The sequence below is a fragment of the Bacteroides gallinarum DSM 18171 = JCM 13658 genome (assembly GCF_000374365.1).
In the GTDB taxonomy this organism is placed as follows: Bacteria; Bacteroidota; Bacteroidia; order Bacteroidales; family Bacteroidaceae; genus Bacteroides; species Bacteroides gallinarum.
Genome location: NZ_KB894117.1, coordinates 1 through 11,947, shown reverse-complemented (window position 1 = coordinate 11,947; position 11,947 = coordinate 1). Strand labels below are relative to the sequence as shown.

Here is an 11,947-nt window from a genome sequence, read left to right as displayed (position 1 = left end):
TCTAAATTCAATTCAAGGGAAAATCAAGTTGTGGTCTCCGTCGAAACCGGGATCAATGGTTACACTGCTCGAAGCCTCCGACATCAGAAACCTGCCACGCAGAACGGTATGATGACTCCTTTGAAGCGGCACTTCTATCGGCCCTGTCAGGGAAAGCTGTGTACCTGCGTTATCGTAAATACCGATCTGTACCGTTACCGCCGACGCTTTGCCGTTTACGAATACATAATCAAATCCCAATGTACCCTCTTCGGTAGTCAGCCTTTCCAAAGAAGATTGGAACATTATCCCCGTGGAGGAGTTCACCGGTTTGTCTGTGAACATACTGTAAGTGTCGGGCACGAACCCGATATAATAGAACACGACTTTGCAATCTTCAAAAAGGACTTTTGTAGCCGGTTCTTCTTTGGGTGCAAGTTTTGTCCCGTTGGTCTGGGAGGCCATACTCAGCGTTTGTTTTTCAATAAATTCTGCCAAATCGTTCGTGACGATCTCGAATTTGGCAAGCGGGCGTTGCATGGTGATTTCAAGCGTGGGGGCAACTCGTTCCGAAACATTTGCCGTCAACGATATATTGCCGGTACCACGGAAGGCATCACGATAGTCATTACAGCCCTCATGGTCGCCCTGTAAGCTAATTGCGGCAAAGTCGCTGGCATCATGATATGGAGTTTTGTCGTCGCTTTCTACCAAATCCGACCATACCATGATGTTGTAGTTGCCCGGTGTCAATTCAAGTGTCACGTCATGTTCGTAACCTTCTCCGATGTCTTTTGTAAATACGAACTCCTGGGTATGCTCCTGCACCGTGCGCTGTTGCCCCGACATGGGATAGGCACGTATGATATAGCGTATTTTACCATATTCACGACAATTATCATATATTTCACTCAGCCCCTGTTCAATTACGTCCGTCCCGTCGTGCAAATGTTCCCAGACAGTCATGTCCTTTTCGTAGCTCAACTTCAAATGCAAAGGCATACGCTCCGGCAATTCTGGCCACTCGTGCACGTCACAGGCAGTCAACAATATCAACGGCAGATATATAATCAGGTATAGTAATTTTTTCATCGCTTGCCTCCTTTCTCCCTCAAATCAAACGTGTACGAGAATGACACCGCCACCTGGTCGATACCCCAATAGGTCTTCTTCACGCTCTCTACCATAAGTCCGTCTTTCGTGTTCGGGGTGTTGTGGAATTTATCGTAATACAGCGAATATGCACCGGCTCCAATTGAAAATTCCACTCTCCAACGATAATCTTTGCTGATAGGCAGCCGATAGCCGACACTTACTCCACCGCCGATAGCGGGAGTATTTCTGTCATGGTCTTGATAACGGTAATCGCCGTTGGCGGTAAAATTGTAGTATGCCAACCCGAAATGTGCTCCGGCAAAGAATTTGCCGTTGTCCCCCGACGGCCAATAGCGCAACTCCGGCTGGACGGCAAACGTGCGGAACTTGATAGTGGACTTGAAATAATCCCATGCCGAGTAATACACGGGGAGCGTGAATGACCAATGTTTCGCCAAATCCACTTCGACAGCAACGTTGGCGATAGCCATGCTCAAACCTGCTATATTAGTTTTCAGGTGCAGGTGGCGCGTCCATTCTTCTGCTTTTGGAACAATGGTCTCTGCGACCGTCACGGTATCGGGGACTACCGCCACGGCCTCGATGGTGGGTTCAGGCTCGATGGCTACCGTGTCGGGAATGACGGTTACAGTCTCCGGTACGAGCGGTATTTCCCTTTTGCAGGTGATGAACGCGGCATGAGCATTTCGCATACGGTCGAAAAAGAGATTGTTCATCTGCTGCCATACTTTACCGTCATTCAGTTGTTTCAACTTTGCGGCACGGTTATCTGGATACGTGTCGGAATGGCGATCGGCTGCCCGTCTACTTTCTTCCTCCAATATGGCTATTACCTCATCCTTACCTTGTAATTCCGAGTTTTCTATCCGCGATTTCAGGCAGTCCCACGAAAAATACACGACACCCATACTGAACAACAAGAACAATAGTATTATACTTCTTTTATTGATTTTCATGGATTTATTGATTAAGTAGATGATTGCGAGATAAAACAACGGACTCCAGGCAAAGAATACGATCATTCCCTGCCTGGAGTCCGTTATTATATTTAGAGGAACATGGTTTTTGCATACGCTGTCAATGCAGTCGTTCCAGTTCCTCGAAGACCTTTTTGTTCTTAATTATACACAGAAGCGTGGAACTGTATGCCACATCTCTGTGATTGGGTGCTTAGGAATACCCTTGAATGAAGATATGGTAATAACAGCCCCACGCCATATGCGTGGAGACCATTACGCCAACTCTTGCATTCGTGATTTACAGTTTCCTAAGCTTTAATCACACAAGAAGAAGACATAACGCCTCTTTTTATAAACTTATGTACGGGTACAGCATACGCCATACCTTACTGCAAAGATAGTGCTTTTATTTGGATTAGCTGTGGCTTTTTATGATTTTTTCTTCCTAAAGTATCGTTTTAGAGATAGTTGGGCATCTTCCAGTCTTTGGGAAAACTGCTTTATATTTCGCCAGGAACTCTTTTGTTCTTTATTCATTACATACCCGACACAATTTTTGGTGTACTTTTTCTTTCCTTTGCACCAATCTCCACTTGTCCAATGGCTTGCCCAGTTTACAATTCTTTCATGTGTTTTATTTTAACAGCCTACGTTCGCCGCCGCTCTCCAGTACTCCCATTTGATGAATGGCTATCTGGTTGAGTTTTACAAGCCTTTCACCTTGTGATATACCTTGCTCGATGAACACGGCATTTAAGTTTTCCATGTTCGACAAACATATAAGCTCGTTGATAGTGGCATAGTCCCGGATATTTCCTTTCAAATCCGGGTTTGCCTCTCTCCATTGCTTTGCAGTCATGCCGAACATCGCCACGTTCAGCACGTCTGCCTCGTTGGCGTAGATGATACTTGCCTGTGCCGGTGTAACCTCTGCCGGGATAAGGTTTTGCTTTATGGCATCGGTGTGTATGCGGTAGTTGATTTTCGACAGTTCCCGCTTCGCAGACCAACCGAGTTGCCGTTGCTCCTCGGTCTTCAGCCGTTGGAACTCTTTTATAATATACAGTTCAAACTCGACGGAAATCCAACTCGCAAATTTAAACGCTATATCCTTATGGGCGTAAGTTCCGCCGTAGCGCCCCGATTTGGATAGTATTCCTATTGCGTTTGTCGCGTTTATCCATTTTGTCGGCGACAAGGTAAAGGCGTTTAGGCCGGCTTCCTTTTTAAACCCCTCGAATTCGAGGGGTTTAAAATCCGGGTTGTATAAACTCTCCCAAATACCAAGATATTCTATCGTATTTCGGTTACGCAGCCAGTTTCCGATGACCGCAGTCGGATCATCGCTTTTGTATTTCGCTATGTCTGTCAAGCTGATATAGTCATTCTCGTTAACTGATATAACCGTAACACTTGTGTCTTTTACTATGATTTTCGCCATTCTATATGATAATTATTCGATTCTCGTTGTAAAGGTACTACAATTCATTAAATTATTTCCCTTGAAAAGAACTATTTACGACTGGAAGTCCAATGTTAATATTGAAAGATACCTTGCGATCCGGTTTGCCGCCTCTATCTTGGTTTCCATGATATCACCTCTTTTTGTGTTGAAAACTATACTTTTGGGGAGTTCTTGTACAAATTAGTTGTACCCGCTTATGGGAGCATTTTCCCATCGGAAGAGGTATGTTCAGAGAGAGTGTTTTTCAGATTTGTTAAATTTATCATAAGAAACGGAATATTTTCCATCTAATTACTAATTTTGTACCCCGTAAAAGAATAGAATGAAAGGGTATATAGCAGTCATATTGTTGATGCTGTCGGTCGTGTTGTTTTACGGCAAGTCAGTGCATACCCCCTCCGGCGATGTCTCAACGGAGAGGGAGTGCGGCATACCGGCCCTGACCGAGGGTGCCGACAGGGAAACCGATATGGAGGTCTATATCCTGAATAGTGAAGAGAAAAGACTGTCCGATATCACCGGCGAAATCCACCACATGCCTTGGCGCATTAACGCGCCGGTAAAAAGCATATATCGGTTTACATCCTTCAAAACATTTCATTCCTTCAGGCTCTTGTTACGTAATATGGCGGTTTGCATGGCTAACCTGACTTGCAGCCATACCCATGTGTATGACACGTCCCGCTGTTTCAGTTGGAACGATGCCTGCGACCATTATATCTTCGGAATGAGGCGTATCCTTATTTAGCGTTTTATTTTTTGCCGTTTTTACTTTATGAAAGGGTGGATTGTGCCCGAAATTGAAAGGTACATACCCTTTTTTCCGCGAACAATCAAACATTTAAACAAGCAAAAAATAAAAACTCAATCATATTATGGAGCAAGTTACTTCCGCTGCCGAAACATTGTTTTCGACGGCACACCCCGATATTAAGAAAACTACCGATATTTCATCCGTCCTCGTATCCGTCTTCCTCTGCGTGGCAGGGGCCGTTGTCCTGCTTTATTCCCTGAAAACGGACGACGCGTCCTCTGTTTTAGGCCCGTTGTCACTGGTCTGCGGCTCCCTTCTTGCCATTGTCGGCTTTATCCGGCTGCTGAAAGGGAGCAAGCATCTGATTTACGCACCGACCGGCAGCGTGGTGAAGAAAGGAAGCCGTTTCTTGAGCGCGGACAGGCTGTCCGATTTGCGCGCGATACTTGAAACGAAAGATTTCGCATCCCCCAAGGGAATAGCGGTGAAAACGGAGGGGAACGCGAGGTTGGATTACATGGCCTCCCGGGACCGCAGGTTTGCCGCCGTGCAACTGTCCCGGTACGTCCCTTACACTTACGAGACCGCATCTTCCATCTTCTACTACACGGGAAACGAGGCGGAGGCGTTCCTCGACAACCTGCAGGCCGGCAATTTCTGATTGCCACCGGATCACGAGAAAAAATCGATTGTCATTATTTTGTTGGCATTTAGGAAATACCATTAGCCATAACAATACTGAAAGATAGCATTATGGAGTTTCTAATTGATTTTATCCTGCATATCGACAAGTATCTGGTAAGCATTGTGCAGGAGTATCACCTTTGGACGTATGCCATCCTGTTCCTTATCATCTTTTGCGAGACAGGACTGGTGGTGACGCCGTTTCTTCCGGGAGATTCACTCCTGTTCGTGGCGGGGGCCGTCACGGCCATGCCCGATGTCCCCCTGCGCGTCGGGCTGCTGATGCTTATCCTGTTTGCAGCCGCCGTCTTGGGCGATTCCTGCAATTACATGATCGGCCGTTTCTTCGGGGAAAGGCTGTTCGGCAATCCCCGCTCCAGGATTTTCAAGCAGAGCCACCTGGAAAAGACACACGAGTTTTTCAGGAAATACGGCGGGAAGACTATTATCATCGCCCGTTTTGTCCCCATCGTGCGTACTTTTGCCCCATTCGTGGCAGGCATGGGAAAAATGAATTACTATTATTTCATGCTGTACAATCTTGTCGGCGGCATGTTGTGGATAGGCCTGTTCTGCCTTGCCGGTTATTTCTTCGGCGACCTCCCCGTGGTACAGGATAACCTGCACCTGCTGCTGGTGGCCATCATCGTCGTTTCCCTGCTGCCGGGAGTGATTGAAGTATTGAGAGTCAAACTGAAAAATAACAAATAGAAAATCCGATTATGAAAAATTCGCTGTTAAACTGTTTCGTCCCCAAAGAGGTCAAATTCTTTCCGATGTTGCGGGACTTGTCACACACCGTGTTGTCCGCTTCCGAACTGCTGACCGAAAGCCTCGGGCACGTTTCCTCGGAGAAAAGGGCTGAATACAACCGGAGGATCAAGGACGTGGAACTTGAGGGAGACCGGCTGATAAACCGGATCTTCAAGGAACTCGGCAAGACGTTCATTACCCCTTTCGACCGGGAGGATATCCACGACCTTGCCGCTTCCATCGACGACGTGACGGACTACATCAACAGTTCTTCCAAACGCATCACTATTTACAATCCCGACACCATTCCCGAAAGCGGCAAGGAGCTTGCCGGCCTGATAGGACAGGCCGCCTCGTGTATCGTGGGGGCCGTGGAGGAACTGGAAACCTTCAGGAAGGACCCGGAGCGGTTGAGTGACTACTGTTTCCGGTTGCACGAGGTGGAGAACCGCGCGGACGATATTTACGAGCAGTTCATCACCCGGCTGTTCCGGGAAGAAAAGGACTGTATCGAGATTATCAAGATAAAGGAAGTGATGCAGGAGCTGGAAAAAACGACGGATGCCGCCGAACGTGTGGGCAAGGCCCTGAAAAACCTGATTGTCAAATATGCCTAAACGGAACGGTCTCCTATGGAATTGTTAGTAATAATCATCGTCCTGGCATTGCTGTTCGACTATATCAACGGTTTTCACGACGCGGCCAACTCCATCGCCACCATCGTCTCGACCAAGGTTCTCACCCCGTTCCAGGCCGTCCTGTGGGCGGCGTTCTTCAATTTCGTGGCGTTCTTCATTGCCAAGTACATCATCGGCGGTTTCGGCATTGCCAACACCGTTTCCAAGACGGTGTTCGAGCAATACATAACCTTACCGGTCATCCTTTCCGGGCTGGTTGCCGCCATTCTCTGGAACCTGTTCACCTGGTGGAAGGGCATCCCCTCGTCCTCCTCGCACACGCTTATCGGCGGTTTTGCCGGGGCGGCCATCATGGCCAGCGGTTTCCAGTCCATCCAGGCGGGCATCATCCTGAAAATCGCGGCGTTCATCTTCCTGGCTCCCGTTATCGGTATGGTCATGGCCTTCGGTTTCACCCTGCTGGTACTCCACCTGTGCCGCCGGGCCCGTCCCCACACGGCCGAAGTGTGGTTCAAGAGATTGCAGCTCGCTTCCTCCGCCCTGTTCAGTATCGGGCACGGCTTGAACGACTCGCAGAAGGTGATGGGTATCATTGCCGCCGCCCTGATCTGCTCCCACTCCGAGGGATTGGGCATGGGCATCGATAGCATCGAGGATTTGCCCAACTGGGTGGCGTTCTCCTGCTTCACCGCCATATCGCTCGGAACCATGTCCGGGGGCTGGAAGATTGTCAAGACAATGGGGAACCGTATCACCCGTGTGACGCCCCTTGAAGGGGTGGTGGCGGAAACGGCCGGGGCCTTCACACTTTATTTGACGGAATTTCTCAAAATCCCTGTCAGCACCACGCATACCATCACCGGGGCTATCATCGGTGTGGGTGCTACCAAGCGCCTGTCGGCGGTCCGCTGGGGAGTAACCCGGAGCCTGGTAGTGGCCTGGGTGCTGACTATCCCGGTCAGTGCCCTGTTGGCCGCGGTGATTTATCTCCTGTTCGGATAACTTTCGTTTAGAAGGAGGCTGTTCGATAAGTTTTTTGCCTCTTGAGGGAACCGCCCATTCGAAAAGGTTTCGAATGGCAGTACGAGTAAAACAGGCTGTCTGCAAAGTTCAGGCAGCCTGTTTTATTATCCGTTCTCGTTACTTCCCGTGAAGGCCGCTATCTTCTCCGGCCGTGACTTCATGTCTTTTTCCATTGAAATACCGTATAGGCATATATAATTTGAAAATGGACTTCAAGGCAAAGTAAAAAGGTCTTTACAGCAAAGTCCGTTGGAAATTATCCCCCTACCTTTGCAACAAAAAACAGAAGTTATGAAGGGAATAGTTTTGTTGGTATTGGGGCTGGTAAGTCTCGGTACCGGTAATTTAAGGTCACAGACAATGGAAAAATTGGATTCGAGACAACATTCGATTGTTCTTATTGCCGCTAACACGGCGACCGGCAATCTGGACGTGCTGAAAACGGCACTGAACGAGGGATTGGAATCCGGACTGACAATCAATGAAATCAAGGAGGTTCTTATCCAGATGTATGCCTATTGCGGCTTCCCGCGCAGTCTTCAGGGCTTGACGACCTTCATGCAGGTCGTGGATGAACGTAAAGCGGCGGGAATCACCGATCCTGTCGGCGAGGAGCCGCGGGCCGTCCCCACGGAAGGCAAGTATGAACTGGGCAGGGCGACGCTCGGCGAGCTGACGAAAGCGGAATCCGGAGCACCTGCCGGCGTATATGCCTTCGCTCCGGGCATCGAGAGTTTCCTGAAAGAACACCTTTTCGCGGACATTTTCCACCGGGGCGTGTTGAGCCACTCGGATCGGGAACTGGCCACGGTAGCCGCCCTGACAGCCATGCCCGGCGTGGAGCCGATGCTGCAGTCGCATATCAGCATGTGCCGGAACACGGGCGTCTCGGACAGCCAGCTCCGGCAACTTATCGAGACAGTCCGTCCTGCCGCCGGAATAGCCCGCGCGGAAAACGCACTGAAGATACTCGAAGGCGAAGCTCCGGGACGAAGTGACGCCATGTTCGGAAAGGGGGACATCGGTTCCGGAGCCTACTTTGCGGGGGAGGTACAGGTACAACCGCTCGTCATGCCGGATGAAATAGAGAACTTGTACGGTATAGCGCAAGTTACATTCTTTCCGGGCGGACGTACCAACTGGCACACTCATCCGTTAGGGCAGGTCTTGCTCTGCACCGAGGGGGAAGGCTATTATCAAGAGCGCGGCAAAGCTGCACAGAGACTGACCGCCGGCAGCGTGGTCAACATCCCTGCCGGAGTAGAGCACTGGCACGGGGCGGCACCCGATTCCCGGTTCGTGCATGTCGCCATCTCCAACATGAAGGACGGCAGCAACGCGACATGGACGACACCCGTTACCGATTCCGAATACAAAGAAGCAACCAAATGAATACAAGTATATGAGAATTATAGGAATTATTTTATCGCTCGTGCTGGCGGTATTCGGATACGGTGAAGCCGCTGCGCAACAAGACACTTCAAAGAGCATGAGACCGCAGAAAATACTCGTTGTCTATTACTCATGGTCGGGCAACACGGAGGCGGTGGCAAAAAAGATTCAATCCGAAACACAGGCCGAGCTATTCGAAATCGAGTTGCAGAACCCTTATCCCACGGACTATTCCGCCTGCGTGGAAGAATACCGTACCGACAAGCGTGAGAACCGTGTACGTCCGTTGAAAAAGAAAATGGACAACATCGCCGATTACGACATCATCTTCCTCGGCTCGCCCATCTGGAGCGGAACGATCGCCCCGCCGGTAAAGACATTCCTTTCCGGTCATGACCTTTCCAGAAAACGGATTATTCCGTTCGTCACGCACGGGGGCGGCGGTGCAGGAAGCAGTTTTACAGACATGAAAAAGCTGGCCCCGCGTGCCGGGTTTTCGAAAGGTCTGTCGCTCTACGGCAGCCGCGGTGGGTTTGATGATGAAGTGAGAAAATGGTTGGAACAAATAAACCTAAACAAGAAATAAATTATGAGATATAGAAAATTAAGAGAGCTGGAAGTTTCAGCCGTGGGTTACGGCTGCATGGGCATGAGTCACGGTTACGGGGCCGTTCCCGAACGGCAGGAGGTTGTCCGCCTGATCCGTTATGCCTACGAGCAGGGTGGGTGCACCTTCTTCGACACGGCCGAAGGATACGGCGCGGGGGATAACGAGAGACTGTTGGGTGAAGCCGTCGCACCTTTCCGCAACAAGGTGGTCATCGCCACGAAATTTGGCGGCCCGAAAATAGAGGGAGACCGGCTGGTGCCGCAGGAATACACCCCGGCAGAAATCCGGCAGCACCTGGAGGCGTCGCTCCGGCGACTGGGAACGGACCACATCGACCTCTACTACCAGCACCGCGTCAGCCGTGTCGTCACCCCGGAAGAGGTGGCCGACTGCATGGGCGAACTGATACGCGAGGGCAAAATTCTTGCGTGGGGACAGTCCATGCCCACCCCGGATGAAATCCGCCGTGCTCATGCCGTGACGCCGCTCACGGCCATACAGAGCGAGTATTCCATCATGGAGCGCTCCGTGGAAACCGAGGTGCTTCCCGTGTGCGAGGAGCTGGGCATCGGCTTCGTGCCGTTCAGCCCGCTTGCCGGAGGTTTCCTTTCGGGCAGGATAACGGAGGGACAGAAATACGAGGGTGATGACGTGCGCCGTTCCATCTCGCGCTACACGGATGAGAACATCCGCGCCAACCGTCGGTTGCTCGACCTGCTCCGTGAATACGCCGCCCGCCACGAGGCCACACCCGCGCAAATCTCGCTGGCGTGGATGCTGGAGAAGCAACCTTTCATCGTCCCTATCCCCGGTTCCCGCAAGGAGGAGTGCATTCTGGAAAACCTCGGAGCCGCCGGCGTGGAACTGACCGCCGACGAATTTGCCGAGATCGAGGCGGCGCTCGCCCGGATTGAAATCCACGGCAACCGCACGGACGAGGACATCGTGTTCGGATTAAGGAATTATATGGAGAAATCATGAAAAAGTTCTTTTTATTCTTTGCGTCCATCGTGCTGGCTGTCGGTATGGCTGCCTGTGACAGCGATGAACCGGAAATCGACAACGGAAATCCCGACACGGAGATTCCTTCGCAGCCGGGAGATTCCGATGACCCTGACAATCCCGAAACAATCACGGGCAATTATCTCGTAGTCTGGTACTCATGGAGCGGTAATTCCGAGCGTATTGCCAGAGACCTTGCGGAACTGGTGGACGGGGAGATGGTCGAAATCGTCCCTGCTGTCCCTTATCCCGATTACTCGGCCACGGCGCAGCGTTACAGGGAGGAGCTTGCGGCCATCGAAAATTCGGGTATCTACCCGGAAATCGATACGACGGTCGAAAGTTTCGATGACTATGATGCCGTGTTCCTCTGCTACCCGTTGTGGGGAGCGCGCATGTCCACCCCGACACAAGGATTCCTGCACAAGCACCGGGACAAACTGGCGGGCAAGACGTTGGCACTTGTCTGCTCGACGGCCAGCAGCGGCATCGACCAGACCGTTGCGGACGCACACCGTATCTGCCCGGAAGCCCTGCTGACGGAGGCATTGCAGGTATATTCGTCCCAGACGAACCAGGCACGTGCTCTGCTGTCCGACTGGCTGGAGCGGATCGGTATGGCAGGTGGAAAGGAAAGATGAGTTGGCAGGATTGTCTATAATGCTGGATTTTAGTATTTTTGCAATCTGTAAAGTGAGTTTGTCATGAGCGAGAACGACATCATAAACTATTCCAATATCTTTTTTTATCTCAAGAAAGATGTGGACACGGTACACGAGGCCAAGGTGAAGGCCCACCACTTGGTGTATATCTGTTCCGGGGAACTGGAACTGTTCGAGAACGGGCGCAAGACCGTGGTGCGCGAGGGAGAATGCGTCTTCATCCGGCGGGACAACCGTATCTCGATGAACAAGTACTGCTCGAAGCAGACGCGAACCTACCAGTCCATCGCCCTCTTCTTCGACCGCAAGTTCCTGCTGGACTTCTACAAGAAGCTCGACCCGGCAGAGGTTCCGCAGCAGATAAAAAGGAGCAAGGTCAGCGTGATGAAGATGCCGCACCGGCCGGACGTGGCGAGCCTGTTCGAGTCTCTTAATCCGTGGTTTGACACGGACGAACAGCCTCAAGAGTCGTGGCTGAAACTCAAACTCATCGAGGGGCTTTACACGGTGCTTCATACCGACCGGAACGTCTACGCCTCGCTCTTCGACTTCGCCGACCCGTGGAAGATCGACATTCTGGACTTCATGAACGAGAACTACATGTACGACCTCTCGCTGGAGGAGCTGGCCAATTATACCGGACGCAGCCTGACCACTTTCAAGCGCGACTTCAAAAAGGTCAGCGACGATACCCCGCAGAAGTGGATTATCCGCAAGCGGCTGGAAGTGGCGCACGAGATGATCGTCCATCAGAGACGTAAGGTCAAGGACGTCATCGTGGACGTAGGTTTCAAGAAGGGATATTCAGTAAATGTCCCTAAAAATCAAGATGGCATATGAAGATGATAGAGCATACTCACTTCATATGCCATTTTTATAGTCCTATTCCTGTAATTTCTCACACAATCTT

The 11,947-nt window shown here is 50.8% G+C and carries 13 protein-coding genes; 10 read left to right on the top strand and 3 right to left on the bottom strand.

The window, feature by feature from the left end; genetic code table 11:
* Nucleotides 1-12: 12 nt before the first annotated feature.
* From C233_RS0102885 to C233_RS0102875, 3 genes are all read right to left on the bottom strand, one after another.
* Complete coding sequence (locus C233_RS0102885; protein WP_018665984.1) at nucleotides 13-1,071, bottom strand: DUF6562 domain-containing protein; 1,059 nt, start codon at nucleotides 1,069-1,071, stop codon at nucleotides 13-15.
* Entirely contained in the window at nucleotides 1,068-2,051 is a 984-nt protein-coding gene (locus tag C233_RS23190; protein ID WP_241217489.1) for a DUF3575 domain-containing protein, read from the bottom strand. Before C233_RS23190 ends, C233_RS0102885 begins: the two co-directional genes overlap by 4 nt.
* A 637-nt stretch (nucleotides 2,052-2,688) precedes the next feature.
* Entirely contained in the window at nucleotides 2,689-3,495 is an 807-nt protein-coding gene (locus tag C233_RS0102875) for a KilA-N domain-containing protein (protein WP_018665982.1), read from the bottom strand.
* Between the two features lie 346 nt (nucleotides 3,496-3,841).
* On the opposite strand from C233_RS0102875, the gene C233_RS23980 reads away from it, so the two are divergent.
* The 10 genes from C233_RS23980 to C233_RS0102825 all read left to right on the top strand — a co-directional run bounded on the left by C233_RS23980 (nucleotide 3,842) and on the right by C233_RS0102825 (nucleotide 11,877).
* The gene (locus C233_RS23980) at nucleotides 3,842-4,267 is read left to right on the top strand and encodes a hypothetical protein (protein ID WP_018665981.1); all 426 of its coding nucleotides are present in this window, start codon (nucleotides 3,842-3,844) and stop codon (nucleotides 4,265-4,267) included.
* A 127-nt stretch (nucleotides 4,268-4,394) separates the two neighbouring features.
* Nucleotides 4,395-4,934: a hypothetical protein gene (locus tag C233_RS0102865; protein ID WP_018665980.1), complete on the top strand. Its 540-nt coding sequence runs from the start codon at nucleotides 4,395-4,397 to the stop codon at nucleotides 4,932-4,934.
* Nucleotides 4,935-5,026: 92 nt separating this feature from the next.
* Complete coding sequence (locus tag C233_RS0102860) at nucleotides 5,027-5,668, top strand: DedA family protein (protein WP_018665979.1); 642 nt, start codon at nucleotides 5,027-5,029, stop codon at nucleotides 5,666-5,668.
* 11 nt (nucleotides 5,669-5,679) lie between these two features.
* On the top strand, nucleotides 5,680-6,327 hold the full coding sequence (locus C233_RS0102855) for a DUF47 domain-containing protein (protein WP_018665978.1): 648 nt from the start codon (nucleotides 5,680-5,682) through the stop codon (nucleotides 6,325-6,327).
* 15 nt (nucleotides 6,328-6,342) lie between these two features.
* Nucleotides 6,343-7,350, top strand: coding sequence for an inorganic phosphate transporter (locus C233_RS0102850; protein WP_018665977.1), 1,008 nt, complete (start codon nucleotides 6,343-6,345; stop codon nucleotides 7,348-7,350).
* A 312-nt stretch (nucleotides 7,351-7,662) separates the two neighbouring features.
* Nucleotides 7,663-8,763 (top strand): carboxymuconolactone decarboxylase family protein, encoded by a 1,101-nt coding sequence (locus C233_RS0102845; RefSeq protein WP_026314706.1) that lies wholly within the window; start codon nucleotides 7,663-7,665, stop codon nucleotides 8,761-8,763.
* Nucleotides 8,764-8,773: 10 nt separating this feature from the next.
* Entirely contained in the window at nucleotides 8,774-9,349 is a 576-nt protein-coding gene (locus tag C233_RS0102840; protein WP_018665975.1) for a flavodoxin, read from the top strand.
* Between the two features lie 3 nt (nucleotides 9,350-9,352).
* Nucleotides 9,353-10,354 (top strand): aldo/keto reductase, encoded by a 1,002-nt coding sequence (locus C233_RS0102835; RefSeq protein WP_025068771.1) that lies wholly within the window; start codon nucleotides 9,353-9,355, stop codon nucleotides 10,352-10,354.
* On the top strand, nucleotides 10,351-11,016 hold the full coding sequence (locus C233_RS0102830; RefSeq protein ID WP_018665973.1) for a flavodoxin: 666 nt from the start codon (nucleotides 10,351-10,353) through the stop codon (nucleotides 11,014-11,016). Before C233_RS0102835 ends, C233_RS0102830 begins: the two co-directional genes overlap by 4 nt.
* 63 nt (nucleotides 11,017-11,079) lie before the next feature.
* Nucleotides 11,080-11,877, top strand: coding sequence for a helix-turn-helix domain-containing protein (locus C233_RS0102825; protein ID WP_018665972.1), 798 nt, complete (start codon nucleotides 11,080-11,082; stop codon nucleotides 11,875-11,877).
* Nucleotides 11,878-11,947: the final 70 nt, after the last annotated feature.

Excerpts from the sequence above, each read along its gene's own strand:
- C233_RS0102885 (WP_018665984.1), bottom strand. The coding sequence starts at position 1,071 with ATGAAAAAATTACTATACCTGATTATATATCTGCCGTTGATATTGTTG.
- C233_RS23190 (WP_241217489.1), bottom strand. The coding sequence starts at position 2,051 with ATGAAAATCAATAAAAGAAGTATAATACTATTGTTCTTGTTGTTCAGT.
- C233_RS0102875 (WP_018665982.1), bottom strand. The coding sequence starts at position 3,495 with ATGGCGAAAATCATAGTAAAAGACACAAGTGTTACGGTTATATCAGTT.
- C233_RS23980 (WP_018665981.1), top strand. The coding sequence starts at position 3,842 with ATGAAAGGGTATATAGCAGTCATATTGTTGATGCTGTCGGTCGTGTTG.
- C233_RS0102865 (WP_018665980.1), top strand. The coding sequence starts at position 4,395 with ATGGAGCAAGTTACTTCCGCTGCCGAAACATTGTTTTCGACGGCACAC.
- C233_RS0102860 (WP_018665979.1), top strand. The coding sequence starts at position 5,027 with ATGGAGTTTCTAATTGATTTTATCCTGCATATCGACAAGTATCTGGTA.
- C233_RS0102855 (WP_018665978.1), top strand. The coding sequence starts at position 5,680 with ATGAAAAATTCGCTGTTAAACTGTTTCGTCCCCAAAGAGGTCAAATTC.
- C233_RS0102850 (WP_018665977.1), top strand. The coding sequence starts at position 6,343 with ATGGAATTGTTAGTAATAATCATCGTCCTGGCATTGCTGTTCGACTAT.
- C233_RS0102845 (WP_026314706.1), top strand. The coding sequence starts at position 7,663 with ATGAAGGGAATAGTTTTGTTGGTATTGGGGCTGGTAAGTCTCGGTACC.
- C233_RS0102840 (WP_018665975.1), top strand. The coding sequence starts at position 8,774 with ATGAGAATTATAGGAATTATTTTATCGCTCGTGCTGGCGGTATTCGGA.
- C233_RS0102835 (WP_025068771.1), top strand. The coding sequence starts at position 9,353 with ATGAGATATAGAAAATTAAGAGAGCTGGAAGTTTCAGCCGTGGGTTAC.
- C233_RS0102830 (WP_018665973.1), top strand. The coding sequence starts at position 10,351 with ATGAAAAAGTTCTTTTTATTCTTTGCGTCCATCGTGCTGGCTGTCGGT.
- C233_RS0102825 (WP_018665972.1), top strand. The coding sequence starts at position 11,080 with ATGAGCGAGAACGACATCATAAACTATTCCAATATCTTTTTTTATCTC.